Origin of the sequence: Corynebacterium tuberculostearicum (genome assembly GCF_022347235.1) — a bacterium.
Taxonomy (GTDB): Bacteria; Actinomycetota; Actinomycetes; order Mycobacteriales; family Mycobacteriaceae; genus Corynebacterium; species Corynebacterium tuberculostearicum_F.
This window is the reverse complement of the sequence record NZ_JAKRDX010000001.1, coordinates 144141-160878: the sequence shown is the minus strand read 5'-3', so window position 1 is coordinate 160878 and position 16738 is coordinate 144141. Positions and strand designations below refer to the sequence as shown.

At 58.5% G+C, this 16738-nt stretch carries 18 protein-coding genes; 16 read left to right on the top strand and 2 right to left on the bottom strand.

Going from position 1 to position 16738, the window contains the following annotated elements; genetic code table 11:
• The first annotated feature begins 10 nt into the window (after positions 1-10).
• The 16 genes from MHK09_RS00765 (at position 11) to MHK09_RS00690 (ending at position 12561) form a co-directional block, all read left to right on the top strand.
• The gene (locus MHK09_RS00765) at positions 11-1186 is read left to right on the top strand and encodes an MraY family glycosyltransferase (RefSeq protein ID WP_250412348.1); all 1176 of its coding nucleotides are present in this window, start codon (positions 11-13) and stop codon (positions 1184-1186) included.
• 16 nt (positions 1187-1202) lie between these two features.
• Positions 1203-1628: a Cg1360 family ATP-synthase-associated protein gene (locus MHK09_RS00760; protein ID WP_034668137.1), complete on the top strand. Its 426-nt coding sequence runs from the start codon at positions 1203-1205 to the stop codon at positions 1626-1628.
• 464 nt (positions 1629-2092) lie between these two features.
• Positions 2093-2893: a F0F1 ATP synthase subunit A gene (gene atpB / locus MHK09_RS00755; RefSeq protein WP_005323384.1), complete on the top strand. Its 801-nt coding sequence runs from the start codon at positions 2093-2095 to the stop codon at positions 2891-2893.
• A 104-nt stretch (positions 2894-2997) separates the two neighbouring features.
• Positions 2998-3237: an ATP synthase F0 subunit C gene (locus tag MHK09_RS00750; protein WP_005323383.1), complete on the top strand. Its 240-nt coding sequence runs from the start codon at positions 2998-3000 to the stop codon at positions 3235-3237.
• Between the two features lie 43 nt (positions 3238-3280).
• Positions 3281-3850 carry a F0F1 ATP synthase subunit B gene (locus MHK09_RS00745; protein WP_005323382.1) on the top strand — a complete coding sequence of 190 codons (570 nt, stop codon included), beginning with the start codon at positions 3281-3283 and terminating at the stop codon, positions 3848-3850.
• A 6-nt stretch (positions 3851-3856) separates the two neighbouring features.
• Positions 3857-4672, top strand: coding sequence for a F0F1 ATP synthase subunit delta (locus MHK09_RS00740; protein WP_005323381.1), 816 nt, complete (start codon positions 3857-3859; stop codon positions 4670-4672).
• A 60-nt stretch (positions 4673-4732) separates the two neighbouring features.
• Positions 4733-6373: a F0F1 ATP synthase subunit alpha gene (atpA, locus tag MHK09_RS00735; RefSeq protein WP_023021750.1), complete on the top strand. Its 1641-nt coding sequence runs from the start codon at positions 4733-4735 to the stop codon at positions 6371-6373.
• Positions 6374-6423: 50 nt separating this feature from the next.
• On the top strand, positions 6424-7413 hold the full coding sequence (locus MHK09_RS00730; protein ID WP_250409366.1) for a F0F1 ATP synthase subunit gamma: 990 nt from the start codon (positions 6424-6426) through the stop codon (positions 7411-7413).
• Between the two features lie 3 nt (positions 7414-7416).
• Entirely contained in the window at positions 7417-8862 is a 1446-nt protein-coding gene (atpD, locus tag MHK09_RS00725) for a F0F1 ATP synthase subunit beta (protein WP_005323378.1), read from the top strand.
• 10 nt (positions 8863-8872) lie between these two features.
• The gene (locus MHK09_RS00720) at positions 8873-9241 is read left to right on the top strand and encodes a F0F1 ATP synthase subunit epsilon (protein WP_005323377.1); all 369 of its coding nucleotides are present in this window, start codon (positions 8873-8875) and stop codon (positions 9239-9241) included.
• Between the two features lie 185 nt (positions 9242-9426).
• Positions 9427-9903, top strand: coding sequence for a DUF2550 domain-containing protein (locus MHK09_RS00715; RefSeq protein WP_179386384.1), 477 nt, complete (start codon positions 9427-9429; stop codon positions 9901-9903).
• Positions 9904-9926: 23 nt separating this feature from the next.
• Entirely contained in the window at positions 9927-10619 is a 693-nt protein-coding gene (nucS, locus tag MHK09_RS00710; protein ID WP_250409367.1) for an endonuclease NucS, read from the top strand.
• Entirely contained in the window at positions 10619-10903 is a 285-nt protein-coding gene (locus tag MHK09_RS00705; RefSeq protein ID WP_234447200.1) for an Rv1322 family protein, read from the top strand. The genes nucS and MHK09_RS00705 overlap by 1 nt, the downstream gene beginning before the upstream one ends.
• Positions 10904-10913: 10 nt before the next feature.
• The gene (locus MHK09_RS00700) at positions 10914-11222 is read left to right on the top strand and encodes a thiamine-binding protein (RefSeq protein WP_005323373.1); all 309 of its coding nucleotides are present in this window, start codon (positions 10914-10916) and stop codon (positions 11220-11222) included.
• On the top strand, positions 11223-12149 hold the full coding sequence (locus tag MHK09_RS00695) for a tetratricopeptide repeat protein (RefSeq protein ID WP_236882592.1): 927 nt from the start codon (positions 11223-11225) through the stop codon (positions 12147-12149).
• A gap of 19 nt (positions 12150-12168) precedes the next feature.
• On the top strand, positions 12169-12561 hold the full coding sequence (locus MHK09_RS00690; protein WP_179386387.1) for an arsenate reductase/protein-tyrosine-phosphatase family protein: 393 nt from the start codon (positions 12169-12171) through the stop codon (positions 12559-12561).
• Positions 12562-12566: 5 nt separating this feature from the next.
• On the opposite strand, the gene glgB is transcribed toward MHK09_RS00690, so the two are convergent.
• Together glgB and MHK09_RS00680 are read right to left on the bottom strand one after the other, a co-directional pair.
• A complete protein-coding gene (glgB, locus tag MHK09_RS00685; protein WP_250412347.1) occupies positions 12567-14684 on the bottom strand; it encodes a 1,4-alpha-glucan branching protein GlgB in 2118 nt (705 codons plus the stop codon).
• A 44-nt stretch (positions 14685-14728) separates the two neighbouring features.
• Positions 14729-16738 (bottom strand): maltotransferase domain-containing protein, encoded by a 2010-nt coding sequence (locus MHK09_RS00680; protein ID WP_250412346.1) that lies wholly within the window; start codon positions 16736-16738, stop codon positions 14729-14731.

The following is a 16738-nucleotide window of genomic DNA, read 5'->3' as shown; positions in this document are numbered from 1 at the left end:
GGGAATTCGCGTGAGCGGCAGTGGTGTCCCGCTGCGCGAGCTGGCCCTCGTCATTCTCGTCGCAGCAGCATTTACGTATCTCACCACCGGTGTGGTGCGCTCCTTTTTGGTGCGCACCGGCCGCGTGGCGGAGATTCGGCTGCGCGACGCCCACACACAGCCCACCCCGCGCATGGGTGGGGTGGCCATGTTTACCGGCTTCGTGGCGGCGATATTCCTCGCAGCCCAGCTTCCAGCCTTGACTCGGGGCTTTATGCCCGTCACTCCGGAGATGAATGCGGTGCTGTGGGCGGCCTTGGCGCTCGTGCTTGTCGGAGTGGTTGATGACTTGGTCGAGCTGAGTGCCATAGTGAAGCTTTTTGGCCAGCTCTTTGCGGCCACCTTGATGAGCGGGCTGGGCCTTACCTGGACGCTGCTTTTCATCCCTTTTGGAGGCGGCACCACGGTCGTCCTCGACCAATTGCAAAGCACCCTGCTCACCGCGTTCTTTACCGTTCTGCTCATCAATGCCATCAACTTTGTGGACGGCCTCGATGGCCTAGCGGCAGGCCTTGGCATGATTGCGGGCGGGGCAATTCTGGTGTTTTCTTTGACGGTTCTCCACGACCAAGGCGGTGCAGTCTCGGCCTACCCACCGGCCATCATTAGCGCTGCCCTGGTGGGAATGTGCGCCGGATTCTTGCCGCATAACTTCGAACCGTCTCGCATCTTCATGGGCGATTCTGGCTCGATGCTGATTGGACTCTTGCTCGCTGCGGCCTCGACTTCCGCGTCTGGCAAGATCAACATGTCGCTTTACGGCACGGTGGACATTGTCGCCTTGATGTCGCCCATCATTGTGGTGGTCGCAGCGGTGTTTATTCCAGTCCTGGACCTTGTCTGGGCTGTGATTCGCCGCCTGTCTCAAGGACGCTCGCCGTTTTCTGCAGATAAGGCGCACATCCATCACCGCCTACTCTCGCTCGGCCATACTCACCGCCGGACTGTGCTGGTTCTTTACCTGTGGGTCTCCGCCGTGGCCTTCGGCGCGGTGTCCTTTTCCATCGTGCCCGCGCCGGTGGCCATTGGCGTCACCATCGTTGCCTTGCTCTTGGCGTTCGCGGCAACCCTCGTACCTTTGCGGCAAGGAAAGATTGGTCCAGCTGCGCGAAAGTCCGTCGTGGTGAAGGAATCCGAGCCCTCGTGAGGTAGGGTGTGTAGCCGTGAGTGACCAAATAGTGAATCCTGACTTTGATGACCCGCGACTTCCAATACAGCGAGCTGTAAGCCTAGGTGCAAAGGCTCTCCTTGCCATTACAATCGTTTCCCTCGCTGTGTGGGGCGGTATGAAGGGTATGCCGGGGGTATGGGGAGTTGCTATTGGTGCTGCCTTTGGCGGTGGTTTCGTGCTTTTTACAGCTGGGTCTGTCCTCCTTACCGCGAAATCTACCCCGCCCACAACGATTGCCTTAGTTCTAGGAGGGTGGCTAATCAAGCTAATTGTCCTTATTGGTGTGCTTGCCTTGATCCGCGATCTGGATTTCTACGACACTTGGGCGTTGTTTATAACGGTGGTTTTAGCTCTCGTTGTGACATTAGGCACCGAGGTTTGGGGAGTCGTTACCTCTAGGGTTACCTACGTATCCTAAGTCCCATACGGTTACTCTAGCGACCTCAATTTGGGATGTGCTGTTCTTTGCATGTCGTGGCGGAGGACAGCTCTTTTTTTATGTGCACTACCGGCCAGAAGTGGAAATGGGCACCCCCGAGGAGGAGGTGAAAGAGAACAGTGTGATGAACTCCACGTTCTTGAATTTGGCCGGAAAATAGCGGTTTTGATCCTTTGATCGCTGCTGTGGGAAAGATCAACTCGCAAACTGGGGCCCCCACGTGCAAAAACTCTTGATCTAGCTGATACTATTTCCCTCGGGTTACCGCGGTAGTTGGCACCAGCCTGCTTTCCGTCCTGGTAAATCCCTGCCTTGATCACGCTGATGTGCGACGGAGTCCGTGTTCAAGGCGGAGAGTTTGAGACGTCCATCGCACCACAGAAGCTTTCACAAGCTGTGTGGCCCGAACACGGGAGAGAACGCTGAGCGTTACAACATTGGCTATGAAAGGGCACTTCCATACGCCCGATCTAGGTGAAGAATTCTTCCCGGGGCAAATGAATGCTGACCATCTGTTTTTCGGCGACTTTGCCGGCGGATGGTTCGCGCTTGATCGCCTGATGCTGATTCGTATATTGATGACGCTGATTGTGGTGATCCTATTCTGGGCCGCCTTTAAGAACCCCAAGCTGGTTCCTTCCGGCCTTCAGAATGTGGGCGAAAACGCGGTCGACTTTGTCCGTGTACATATCGCTGAGGACATCTTGGGTAAGAAGGAGGGAAAGCGATTTCTGCCAATTATCGCTAGCATCTTCTTCGCGGTTTTGTTTATGAACGTTGCGACCGTTATCCCGGGGCTAAACGTCTCGCCAAACGGTCGTATTGGTATGCCAATTGTCTTGGCTGCCGTTGCGTATATCGCCATGATTTACGCCGGTGCTAAGCGTTACGGCTTGGGAAAGTTCATTCGCTCCTCTGTAGTGATTCCGAACTTGCCTCCGCTACTGCACTTGCTGGTGGTACCGATTGAATTTTTCTCTACGTTCATTCTGCGACCGGTTACCCTTGCTATTCGTCTCATGGCGAACTTCCTTGCTGGACACATCATCCTGGTTCTTCTCTTCTCTGCTACGAATTTCTTCTTCTGGCAGCTGAATGGGTGGACCGCCCTGTCTGGATTAACCGTTGTCTTGGGCTTGGCTATGAGCCTGTTCGAGATTCTGGTTATTTTCCTGCAGGCGTACATCTTCGCTCTGTTGACGGCGGTGTACATTGAGCTGTCCCTGCACGCAGATTCGCACTAAGGACGAGGTCGACGAGCGCGACCGAGTAAACCACCTAACTTCACAACATTGACATTCAGTCCGATTGTGGGCTGACACATTTACGAAAGGGAACGACTTTCACCATGAACGAGATCATTCTGGCAGCGGACGCCGCTTCTAAGTTTGAAGGCTTCGGTACTATTGGCTACGGCCTAGCAGCTATTGGTCCTGGTATCGGTATCGGCATCGTCGCCGGCAAGACCGTTGAGGCTATGGCTCGCCAGCCGGAGATGGCCGGTCAGCTTCGTACCACCATGTTCCTGGGTATCGCCTTCACTGAGGCCCTGGCACTTATTGGCCTCGTTGCCGGCTTCCTGTTCTAAAAGCTCGAGTTTTCCAAACCGAAACTTTTAAGACGGGAGACCTATGAATAACGTCGTTTATATGCTTGCTGCAGAAGGAGGGGAGAACCCGGGATCGGGTAGCTTCTCCGTGCTTCTGCCCAAGAATTATGACATTTTCTGGTCTTTGCTGTGCTTCATTGTAATTCTCTTGTTGTTCTGGAAGCTTGTGCTTCCGAAGTACACCAAGATGCTGCAGGAGCGTGAAGACCGGATCGAGGGTGGCTTGAAGCGCGCCAAGGCTCAGCAGGCCGAGGCTAAGGCCGCTCTGGAAAAGTACAATGCTCAGCTGGCCGATGCCCGTGCAGAGGCAGCCGAGATCCGCGAGCAGGCGCGCGAGCGCGGCAAGCAGATTGAGGCCGAGGCTAAGACCAACGCGGAAGAAGAGTCCCGCCGCATCGTCGCCAATGGCGAGAAGCAGCTGGAGGCTTCCCGCTCGCAGGTTGTTACTGAGCTGCGTTCCGAAATGGGCCAGAACTCCATCAACCTGGCGGAGAAGATTCTGGGCGGCGAGCTTTCCGACGCCTCTAAGAAGTCCTCCACCATTGATGGCTTCTTGTCCGAGCTCGACTCTGTGGCACCGGCCGGAAAGTAGGCAACTATGAAGGCAGCTAGCCGCGAAGCACTCGCAACCTCGCAAACCCGCTTGGATGAGATCCTGGGAGGCGACAACAATGTCGCCACCGCCGCGCAGGCGGGCCTGGATATCTTTGAGGTTGTCGATGTCTTGGATGCAGACCGCGAATTGCGCGTCGCATTCACCGATATCGCCGCCCCGAGCGAGGCACGCAAGTCCCTGGCCGAGACCCTGTTTGGCTCCAAGATTTCCGGTGGCGCATTGCGCATCATCCAGGAAGCTGCGGCTGCACAGTGGTCCACCCCGAAGGACTTTGTCAAGGGCTTGGTGTCCCTGGGCCGCCGCGCACTGCTGCGCGGTGCTGAGGCGCAGGGGCAGCTGGGCCAGGTAGAAGACGAGCTCTTCCGCCTGTCCCAGATCCTTGACCGTGAGGGCGAGCTCACCCAGCTGCTTTCCGACCGAACTGCTGATTCCGCCCGCAAGCGCGGATTGCTGGCAAACGTGCTCTACGGCAAGGTCACGATGTTTACTGAGGCACTGGTGCTTCAGGCCATCTCCCGCCCAGAGCAGAACCCGATCGATGACGTAGCCGCACTGGCTGATTCTGCAGCTGATCTGCAGGGTCGCACTATTGCGCGCGTTACCGCTGCGGGTGAACTAAACGAAGGCCAGCAAGCAGTACTCGCTGAGAAGCTGGGCAAAATTTATGGTCGTGCGATGTCCATTCACTCTGAGGTTGACACCAGCCTCCTCGGTGGCATGCGCATCCGCGTCGGCGATGAAGTCATTGACGGTTCTACGGCAGGCAAAATTGCCCGCCTGCGTGCCCAGATGGCATAGCCGAAACGACAGAAACGATTTAAGTAAGTGCTGGAAGATACTACCGAGAGCAGGAAGAACATGGCGGAGCTGACGATCTCCTCCGACGAGATCCGTAGTGCGATTGCGAACTACACCTCGAGCTACTCCGCGGAGGCCTCCCGTGAGGAGGTCGGCGTGGTCATTTCGGCAGCTGACGGTATTGCGCAGGTTTCTGGCCTGCCGTCCGTTATGGCGAATGAGCTGCTCGAGTTCCCAGGCGGCGTTATTGGCGTCGCACAGAACCTTGACACCAACTCCATCGGTGTCGTGGTCCTGGGCAACTTCGAGTCCCTCAAGGAGGGCGACGAGGTTAAGAGGACCGGCGAGGTTCTCTCCATCCCAGTGGGCGAGGAATTCCTCGGCCGCGTAATTAACCCATTGGGTCAGCCGATCGACGGCATGGGCCCAATCAACGCTGAAGAGGAGCGTGTCCTCGAGCTGCAGGCACCGTCCGTGCTGCAGCGCCAGCCGGTTGAAGAGCCAATGCAGACCGGCATCAAGGCTATCGACGCAATGACCCCGATCGGCCGCGGCCAGCGCCAGCTGGTCATCGGCGACCGTAAGACCGGTAAGACCGCGGTCTGCATCGATACCATTTTGAACCAGAAGGCTAACTGGGAGTCCGGCGACAAGGATAAGCAGGTACGCTGCATCTACGTCGCTATCGGCCAGAAGGGCTCGACCATCGCCGGCGTACGCCGCACCCTTGAGGAGCACGGCGCACTGGATTACACCACCATCGTGGCCGCACCGGCTTCCGATTCCGCCGGCTTCAAGTGGCTGGCACCGTTCTCCGGTGCAGCACTGGGTCAGCACTGGATGTACCAGGGCAACCACGTCCTGGTTATCTACGATGACCTGACCAAGCAGGCTGAGGCCTACCGTGCCATTTCCTTGCTGCTGCGCCGTCCGCCGGGACGCGAGGCATACCCGGGCGATGTGTTCTACCTGCACTCCCGCCTGCTGGAGCGTGCTGCAAAGCTTTCCGACGACATGGGTGCTGGCTCCATGACCGCCCTGCCGATCATCGAGACCAAGGCAAACGACGTCGGCGCCTTCATTCCGACCAACGTCATTTCCATTACTGACGGCCAGGTCTTCCTGGAGTCCGACCTGTTCAACCAGGGCGTTCGTCCGGCTATTAACGTCGGTGTTTCCGTCTCCCGTGTCGGTGGCGCAGCACAGACCAAGGGCATGAAGAAGGTCGCCGGTAACCTGCGTCTGGACCTGGCTTCCTACCGTGACCTGCAGGCCTTCGCGGCATTCGCATCTGACCTGGATGCTGCCTCCAAGGCTCAGCTGGAGCGCGGTTCCCGTCTGGTCGAGCTGTTGAAGCAGTCCGAGTCCTCCCCGCAGCCGGTGGAGTACCAGATGGTGTCCATCTACCTCGCCGAGGCTGGCATCTTCGACGTCGTTCCCGTTGAAGACGTCCGCCGCTTCGAGGACGAGGTGCACGAGTACCTCAATGCCAATACCCCAGAGGTCTTTGAGCAGATTTCCGGCGGCAAGCCGCTGACCGATGAGTCCAAGGACGCATTGGTTGCGGCAGCTAAGGACTTCCAGCCGACCTTCCGCACCTCCGAGGGCCACAACTTGGGCTCCGAGGCGCCGGTAGAGCCTTTGGATGAAAGCGACGTAAAGAACACCGAGCTCAACGTCTCCCGCAAGACGGCTAAGTAGAGTTCAGAACTCACAACTAACCGTCTAGATTAAAGAAGGGAGGAGAAACGATGGCTAATCTTCGCGAACTACGTGACCGCATCCGGTCCGTCAATTCGACTAAGAAGATCACCAAGGCCCAGGAGCTCATTGCTACCTCGCGCATTACCAAGGCGCAGGCTAGGGTAGAGGCCTCACAGCCGTACGCGGCTGAGATGACCAGCATGATGAACAAGCTGGCTGCCGCCTCTACGTTGGAGCATGACATGCTGCGTGAGCGTGAAGACGGAAACGTCGCCGCCATCCTCGTGGTCACTTCTGACCGCGGTATGTGCGGTGGCTATAACAACAACGTCTTCAAGAAGGCAGCACAGCTGCAAGCTCTCCTGGAAAGCAAGGGCTACGAGGTAGTTCGCTACGTTACCGGTAATAAGGGCATCGGCCACTACAAGTTCCGCGAGGACGAGGTAGTTGGCAGCTGGGGCGGTTTCTCTCAGGATCCAACCTGGGAGACTACCCACGATGTGCGCCGTCACTTGATTGATGGCTTCATTGCTGGTTCCCATGGCACTACCAAGGGCCGCGACGGCCTGCATGCGCAGGGTGAGGGCGCCGGTGTACGTGGCTTTGACCAGGTACACGTTGTCTACACCGAGTTTGAGTCCATGCTGACCCAGACCGCGCGTGCTCAGCAGCTGTTGCCAGTTCAGCCGGTTATTCAGGATGAGGAGTATCACCTCGGAGACTCCGCTCTGACTGACTCCGCATCTGCGGACGACGTTGCCGCAGGATTCGAGTTCGAGCCAGACGCAGAGACGCTGATGGAAGCGCTGCTTCCGCAGTACGTCTCGCGTATCCTGTTTGCTATGTTCTTGGAAGCCTCTGCTTCCGAGTCCGCTGCACGCCGTACAGCTATGAAGTCTGCTACTGACAACGCAACCGAGATGGTCGAGGACCTCTCTCGCGTGGCTAACCAGGCCCGTCAGGCACAGATTACCCAGGAAATTTCAGAGATCGTCGGTGGCGCTGGCGCGCTATCTGACAGCGCAGAAAGTGACTAGATTATGACTACAGCTCTGCAAGAGCAGAATGCACAGTCTTCGGCAGTCGCCGGTCGTGTCGTGCGCGTCATCGGTCCGGTTGTGGACGTGGAATTCCCACGTGAGGCACTGCCGGCCCTGTACAACGCACTGCACGTCGACATTAAGCTCGAAGCTGTTGCAAAGACCGTCACCCTCGAGGTCGCTCAGCACCTCGGTGACAACCTTGTCCGTACCGTCTCCATGGCACCGACCGACGGCCTCGTCCGCGGTGCCGAGGTCATCGACTCCGGAAAGCCAATTTCCGTGCCGGTCGGCGACGTCGTCAAGGGCCACGTCTTCAACGCCCTCGGTGACTGCCTCGACGAGCCGGGCCTCGGCCGCGATGGTGAGCAGTGGGGCATCCACCGCGAGCCGCCAGCGTTCGACCAGCTCGAGGGTAAGACCGAGATTCTGGAGACCGGCATTAAGGTCATTGACCTGCTGACCCCGTACGTTAAGGGCGGCAAGATTGGCCTCTTCGGCGGCGCAGGTGTGGGTAAGACCGTTCTGATTCAGGAGATGATTACCCGTATCGCCCGTGAGTTCTCCGGTACCTCCGTCTTCGCCGGCGTCGGCGAGCGTACCCGTGAAGGCACCGACCTCTTCCTGGAGATGGAAGAGATGGGCGTGCTGCAAGATACCGCACTTGTCTTCGGCCAGATGGATGAGCCGCCAGGAGTCCGTATGCGCGTGGCTCTGTCCGGCCTGACCATGGCGGAGTACTTCCGCGATGTGCAGAACCAGGACGTGCTGTTGTTCATCGACAACATTTTCCGTTTCACCCAGGCCGGCTCTGAGGTTTCGACCCTGCTGGGTCGTATGCCTTCTGCCGTGGGCTACCAGCCAACCCTGGCTGATGAGATGGGTGTTCTGCAGGAGCGCATTACCTCGACCAAGGGCCGTTCCATTACGTCCCTGCAGGCCGTTTACGTTCCTGCCGATGACTACACCGACCCGGCTCCGGCAACGACGTTCGCTCACTTGGACGCCACCACCGAGCTGGACCGTGCTATTGCTTCCAAGGGTATTTACCCTGCAGTGAACCCGCTGACCTCTACCTCTCGTATCCTCGAGCCGGGTATCGTTGGCGAGAAGCACTACGAGGTTGCACAGCGCGTCATCGGTATTCTGCAGAAGAACAAGGAGCTCCAGGACATCATCGCCATCCTTGGTATGGACGAGCTGTCCGAGGAGGATAAGGTCACCGTTCAGCGTGCCCGCCGTATCGAGCGCTTCTTGGGCCAGAACTTCTTCGTCGCACAGAAGTTCACCGGCCTGCCGGGCTCCTACGTGCCGCTGTCTGAGACCATCGATGCCTTCGAGCGTATCTGCGATGGCGAGTTTGACCACTACCCAGAGCAGGCCTTCAACGGCTTGGGTGGCTTGGACGACGTCAAGGCTGCATACGAGAAGTTGAACGAGAAGTAGGGAGAGGCACATGGCTGACATCACCGCCGAATTGGTTTCCGTCGAGCGCCTGCTGTGGTCTGGACAGGCCTCCATGGTCACGGCTGAGACCACCGAGGGTGAGATCGGCGTGCTTCCCGGTCACGAGCCAATGATCGGTCAGCTGATCGATAATGGCGTGGTGACCATCCACCCAGTGGACGGCGAGCGCCGCGTCGCCGCCGTGCAGGGTGGCTTCCTCTCCGTTACCCAGGACAAGATCACCGTCCTCGCTGATTGGGCCATCTGGTCCAATGAGGTGGATGAGGAGAAGGCTCAGAAGGATTTCGCTTCTGAGCACGAGCTCACCAAGTCCCGTGGCGAGGCCGCACAGCGTGCAGTTCGCCGCGCCAAGGCTTAATACCTTGGATTGGTAGGAGAGGGCAGCAATAGCCGCCCTTCCTGCTCTCTTAAGGCGCATCGGTTTATAGCCGATGCGCCTTCTTCGTTTTTTCTTTGCCTTTTCTTATTGGCGTGTAGGCCCTTCAAGGCGCTACAATCCAAAGAATCAGTTTCTCCACAGAGCGAGGATGGCGTGAAAGGCCCATGAATTCAACGGTGGTTGCAGTGCTTCTGTGGGCCCTTGGAGTGGCCCTGCTGCTAGTTATTTTTCTGGCTGCGCTTCGCTTTTTTACCGTGCGATCGCGCGGTACTTCCGTCCTCCTGCGCCGAGTTCCGGCCAAGAATTCCCTTTCCTGGCGGCATGGTTCGTTGCGTTATGAAGGCGAATTTGTGGAGTATTTCAAGCTTCGTTCTGTTTCTCCGCGCTGCGATCTGCGCATCAACCGCCTCGACATCGAAGTAGTGAGCACCCGCCCGCTTGATGATGACGAGGCTTCTTTTATGTCCGCTGCCACCGAGGTCGTTCGCTTTCGGGCCAAGGGAAAAGAATATGAGCTGGCGTCTGACGCACACGGCATCATGGCCTTCGGGGCGTGGGTAGAGGCCGCTCCATCCAAGCGCCAGCAGCGCTTTGACTTCCGGGAATTGCGCGAGCGCGCTACCCGTCAATCCAAGCGATAGCTCCACCCGCTAGGGTAGAGAACATGCGTTTAGTAATCGCCCGATGCTCAGTAGATTATGTGGGCCGCTTGGATGCCCACCTGCCGATGGCAGACCGCCTGCTCATCGTCAAAGCGGACGGTTCCGTGTCCGTGCATGCCGACGATCGCGCTTATAAGCCGCTCAACTGGATGACGCCTCCGTGCACCCTGAAGGAGTCCGCGATTGAGGACCTCGACGGTGAAGACACAGGCGAGATCTTGTGGCTGGTGGAAAACCCCAAGGGCGAGCAGTTGCGCATCACCATTGCTGAGATTCATGAAGAGATTTCCTACGACATGGGCGAGGATCCAGGCCTAGTCAAGGATGGCGTCGAGGCTCACCTACAAGAGCTCTTGGCAGACCAGATCGATACCTTGGGCGAGCGCTACACTCTGGTGCGCCGCGAATATCCCACCGCCATCGGCCCCGTGGACATCATGGCGAAGGATGAAAACAATAACAACGTTGCCATCGAGGTAAAGCGCCGCGGAGGCATTGATGGCGTAGAGCAGCTGACACGGTACCTGGAGCTGCTTAACCGCGATGATCTTCTCGCCCCTGTGTCCGGTGTATTCGCAGCCCAGGAAATCAAGCCGCAGGCACGTACCTTGGCTGAGGACCGCGGCATTCGGTGCGTCGTACTGGATTACCAGGAGCTGCGCGGGCTCGAGTCGAATGAATTGCGACTGTTCTAATGCCGCGACGAAATAGGCGCAAACCCGTAGAGATCCGTTCCCTGCCTAAGGACGGCTCAACCTTCCTGGGCTCGCAAACGGTCGAGGGACCAAGTTGGACTCATGGCGAGCCCTATGTCATGCGGCATATCGGCTCTGCTCGCGCTCAGAAGTACTACGTGTGCCCTGGCTGTAACCAAAACATTCCGCCCGGGGTGGCACACATCGTCGCCTGGCCGCGGGACGTGGGCCGCCAGGGCGACGATCGCCGGCACTGGCACCGCCACTGCTGGGAGCGTAGGTAGACTAGCGGGCATGATTGTTGCATTTTCTGTAGCCCCTGCGGTGGTCAATAATGACTCCCAAGAAATGGCCGATGCTGTGTCCGAGGCCGTGCGCGTAGTCCGCGAGTCGGGCCTGCCTAACGAGACCAATGCCATGTTCACTTTGCTCGAAGGCGAATGGGATGAGGTCTTTGACACGATTAAGAAGGCCACCGATGCAGTGCGTGCGGTTTCCCCGCGCACCTCTTTGGTAGTTAAGGCCGATATCCGCGAAGGCGTAACTAATCAGCTAACGGACAAGGTAGATGCGGTTAACCGCCGCCTTGCAAAGGAGGACTAGATGACTTCACCAAATAATGCTTATGTAGGAGGAGCGCTCGACCTCAGCCAAGTCAAGGCGCGAGCCGAGGCCCGGCAGAAGGCGCAAGAATCGCCGCAGCCAAGTGCCGGCGGCGTCCAGCCCTTCTTCACGGTGACCGAGTCCAACTTCGACCAAGATGTGGTTCGCCGGTCTACGGAAGTTCCGGTCGTGGTCCTCATCGGTACTGCTCGCTCCACCCAGTCGGAGCAGTTGAAGACTGACCTTGCGGATTTGGCCGCGCAAGGAAACTTGAGCTTCTTGGTTGCTTATGTGGATGCGGATGCTACTCCGCAGGTTGCGCAGGCCTTTGGTGTTAAGAATCTGCCGACCGTGGTGGCCTTGGGTGCTGGACAGCCGCTGACGAATTTTGAGGGCGCGCAACCCAAAGAAGCCCTAAAGCAATGGGTAGATACCCTGGTGCAGAATGTCGGCCCGCAGCTGAAGGGCCTGCAAGGCAATGAGGCATCGGAACAGCCACAGGAGGAAGAAGAGGATCCGCGCCTTCAGGAAGCAGAAAGCTTCTTGAACACCGGCGACTTTGATGGGGCGCTCAACGTCTACAACTCCATCTTGGAATCCGAGCCCGATAATGTGCAGATCAAGCAGGCGCGTGACACCACGGTCTTGCTCAAGCGCCTCGACCCCGCCAACCAAACCGAGGATCCGATTGCGGCCGCGGAAGGGGATAAGGGGGACGTCGATAAGCAAATGCGGGCTGCCGACGCCGAAGTGGTAGCCGGCGCCCCAGAAAAGGCCTTTGATCGCCTCATCGAGACGATGAAGACAACGGCAGGCGATGAGAAAGCACGCGTTCGCGAGCGCTTGCTGGAGCTCTTCGGGCTCTTTGAGGGCAATGACCCGCGCGTGATGGAAGCTCGCACCAAGCTGGCGAGTGCCCTGTACTAGCTTGGGTAGGATGGGAAGCATGACTTCAGTGCTTTTCCTGTGTAATACAAATCGCGGCAAGTCGCAGATGGCTGCGGCACTAGCCGCCAAGCATGCGCCTGACTGGGATATTTACTCGGCTGGGGTGCAAACTACCCCGGAGCACACCCAGCAGGGCATCAATCAAGAAGCTAAAGCTTCCCTCGCGAAGGTGGGCGCAGAAATGACTGGTACCCCTGCTCTAGTGGATCCTCACCTGGCTGCCGCTGTCGACCACGTCATTGTAGTAGGTGATGCGAAATATGAGGGGCCAGCGCAGCGGTGGGACATCGAGGATCCTTCACTGCGTGGTTTGGAGGGCGAAGAGCGCATGGATGCGCTTCGCGATGACATCGAAGCGCGCGTGGTGGAGTTCCTACGCGCGCAGCGATAGGCGTTTTATTTCTCCAGTACGTACCACTGCACCGAGTTAGCCGGTAGGTGAAGCGTGGCGGAGTTCTCCGCCACGTGAATGTGCTGGGGAAGTGGGTTCCCAGCGCCTTCGTAGACGGCGTCATCGGTGTTGAGTACCATCTGCCATTCGCCGTCCTGTGGAACCCAGAGGTCATAGTTGGGGATGGAAGAGCCAGAAAGGTTGCACACGGCGAGTAGCGCGGAGCCGTCCGTACCGTAGCGGACGTAACCCAGCACGTTATTCGTCGAGTCATCGGCCTTGACCCATTGGAAGCCGTCTTGGCTGAAATCCTGGCTCCACAAAGCTGGGGTGTCGCGGTAGATGAGGTTGATATCGCGCACGAGGCGCTTAATGCCCTGGTGCCATTCGCTACCCCAACCGTCGAGGTTGCTCCAGTCCACGGAATGCTCCTCGGACCACTCGGTGGTTTGGCCAAATTCCTGGCCCATGAAGAGCAGGTTCTTGCCGGGGTGGGAGAACATGTAGCCATAGAGGGTGCGGAGTCCGGCGGCTTTATTCCAGTCGTCGCCAGGCATGCGCTGCCACAGCGAGCCTTTGCCATGGACTACTTCGTCGTGGCTAAACGGCAACACGTAGCGCTCAGAATAGGCATAGACCATGGAGAAGGTGAGCTCGCCATGGTGATAAGAGCGGTGGATGGGTTCGTGCTTGAAGTACTCCAAGGTGTCATTCATCCAGCCCATATTCCATTTCAGGGAAAAGCCTAGACCGTTTTCAGAGGTGGGGGCGGTAACGCCCGGCCAGGAGGTGGATTCTTCAGCAATGGTGAGTACGCCTGGATGCGTGCGGTTGAGGGTGGCGTTGGTTTCCTGCAGGAATTGCACGGCCTCTAGGTTCTCGCGGCCGCCATGTTGGTTGGGCAGCCACTCATCGCGGGAATAGTCTAGGTAGAGCATGGAAGCCACGGCGTCTACTCGCAGGCCGTCGATGTGGAATTCTTCGGCCCAGTATAGGGCGTTGGCCACGAGGAAATTGCGGACCTCATTGCGGCCGAAGTCAAAGACATAGGTGCCCCAATCGGCCTGCTCGCCGCGGCGGGGATCGGGGTGCTCGTAGAGAGCTTGGCCATCAAAGCGACCCAAGGCCCAATCATCCTTGGGGAAGTGGGCTGGCACCCAGTCCACGATGACGCCGATGCCATTCTCGTGCAGGGCATTGACCAGCTCTCGGAATTCATCCGGCGAGCCCCAACGCGCAGACGGCGAGTAGTAGCCAGAGACTTGGTATCCCCAGGATCCGCCGAAGGGGTGCTCGGCCACGGGCAAGAGCTCGACGTGGGTGAAACCGTGCTCCTTGAGATAAGGGATGAGCTCCTCGCGAAGGCGGTTATAATTCGCCCCGACCTTCCACGAGCCGACGTGGACCTCATAGATGCTCATCGGGACATCGAGGTTTCCGGTGCGCTTGTTTATCCAGGCGGAGTCGGACCAGGCGAAGCTGGTGGAATCCACGATGGAGTCCGTCTCCGGCGGGCAGGCGGTGCGCTTGGCTAGGGGATCGGCCTTGTCCTTGCGGCCCTCGTGGCTAAAGATGGCGAACTTATAGTGCTCGCCAGCACCGATACCAGGAACGAAGACCTCCCATACGCCGGTAGATCCTAAAGAACGCATCGGATACTGAGTGGGGTTCCAGCCACAGAAATCGCCCACGACGGCAACTCCCTGGGCATTGGGCGCCCACACGGCAAAGGAGACGCCGGATACGGTACCCATTTCGGTGTCATAAGAACGCAGGTTGGCGCCGAGGACATCCCAGAGGCGCTCGTGGCGGCCTTCGCCAATCAGGTGCAGATCCAGCGAGCCCACCGTGGGAAGGAAGTGATAGCCGTCTGCCACGGTGCGCGTAGGTGCCTCCGGATAGGAGATTTCTAGGCGGTAATCGCAGTTATCGCCAATTTCCGCCTCCCAGATGTCATCGCCCACCGAATCCATGGACACGGATTGCGTGGGAGTGTGCAGCTGCACCTCGGTAGCGCCTGGTTGGCGGGTGCGGACGGTACCGTCGTGCCAGCCGTAGAAACCGTGCGGGTCATGGTGGCGGCAGTCATTGAGGCGAGCGAGATCAGCGGCCGGGATAGTCATACAATCAGAGTACCTAGTTCGAGTGCGGTCCGGTGGGCGAATGTTTACGGGCGATAGTCGCTAACTACGCGCCAGGTGAGCTGTTCCTGGAGGGCGTGGTCGGCAGGGGGAAGGACGAAGACATGGGCGACGTCGCGAAGCGGCTCTAAGCGCACAAAGTTGCGCTCGGACCAGTGGTAAGCAGAGCCGGTAATCGTGTCTTGGACGGTATAGGACTCGCCGGGGTGGCGGCCGATAGCCTGCATATCTACCGTGACGGTGGCTTCCTGCGCATTGCGCGGATCCAGGTTGACCACAATGAGGACTACGTTGCCGGAGGCTGGATCCGCCTTCGAATAGGCAATGATGGCTTCATTGTCGGTGTCATGGAACCGCAGGGTGCGCAGTTGCTGCAAAGCGGGATTATCGCGGCGGATCTGGTTGAGCAGCCGGATATAGGACTCAAGGGAATCTCCCGATGCAACCGCCGCCGCAAAATCGCGCGGGCGCAGTTCGTACTTCTCAGAGTCGAGATATTCCTCGGAGCCTGGGGCTACCGGGGTGTGCTCGTAGAGTTCGAAGCCGGAGTACACGCCCCACAGCGGTGACATGGTCGCGGCTAGGACAGCGCGAATGGCGAACATGGCACGCCCGCCGGTCTGCAGGGACTCGTGCAGGATATCCGGGGTATTAACAAAGAGGTTGGGGCGGCAGATATCTGCTTGGTCGACGTGCATCTGGCCAAATTGGGTGAGCTCGTGCTTGGAGGTTTGCCAGGTGAAATAGGTGTAGGACTGGGAAAAACCTGCCTTCGCTAGACCGAAGAGGCGAGGGGCGCGGGTAAAGGCCTCGGCCAAGAAGATGACGTCCGGATGGGTGGCATGTACGCGGGTAATTAGCCAATCCCAAAAGTTTGCCGGCTTGGTGTGTGGGTTATCCACGCGGAACGTACTTACACCGGCTTCCACCCAAATCATCAAGGTCTCATAGATTTCGTGGTAGATGGCATCAGGGGCGTTATCGAAGTTGAGCGGATAGATATCCTGATACTTCTTCGGCGGGTTCTCGGCGTAGGCGATGGTGCCATCTGGAAGGACGGTGAAAAATTCTGGGTGGCTCTTCGCCCACGGATGGTCGGGCGATGCCTGTAGCGCAAAATCGAGCGCTACCTCCAAGCCGAGTTCCTGGGCGCGGGAGACTAGTTTCTGGAAATCCTCCATCGTGCCCAAATCCGGATGGGTGGTGGAGTGGTCCTGAATGGCCCAGGGGCTTCCCACATCGCCGGGCTCGGCCACGACCGAATTATTCTTTCCCTTGCGGTGTACCTCGCCGATGGGATGGATGGGCGGAAAGTACACCGTGTCGAAGCCCATATCGGCCACCCGCTCCAGTGCCTTGGCAGTGGTGTCAAAAGTGCCGTGGACTGGATTTCCCTCTTCATCCCAGCCTCCGGTGGAGCGAGGAAAGAGCTCGTACCACGAGCTATAGAGTGCGGCGGGACGCTCCACATATACCTCGTGGATTGCGCCCTCCACCAGTAGGTCGCGCAGGGGATGCGAGTGCAGGATGCCTGTTACCTCCTCCGAGAGCGCTACCTGCACGCGCTTATCGACGTCCAAGGACTCATCCTCCAAGTCCCGAGCTGCCGCAAAGAGCGGTTCCACCACATCCGACGGGGTTTGCAGAGCCGCGCGAGAAAACAACTCCGCGCCATGCTGCAGGTCATTGGCCAGCTCCGCGGCAGATTGCCCAGCCGCCATCTTCTTGGTTACCGCGTTCTTCCACGTGGCGATGGGATCGGACCAGGCATCGACGCGGAAGTACCAGGTGCCTTGGGTGCCCGGGGTAAATACGCCGTGCACGCGGTCCTGGTCATCGGGATCAACCTGCATGGTGACCGAGGAGGTAGCCGTGGTCCGTGCCGCCCACGCAGACAAGGTTGCCGAGACCGCGTCGTGGCCCTCGCGCCAGACGAGGGCGGTGACAGGAATTACCTCGCCTACAACTGCTTTGGAAGCTACAGAACCGGCGGAGATAAGCGGGCGGACATCGTCAATACCAAGGCGAGTAGTCAT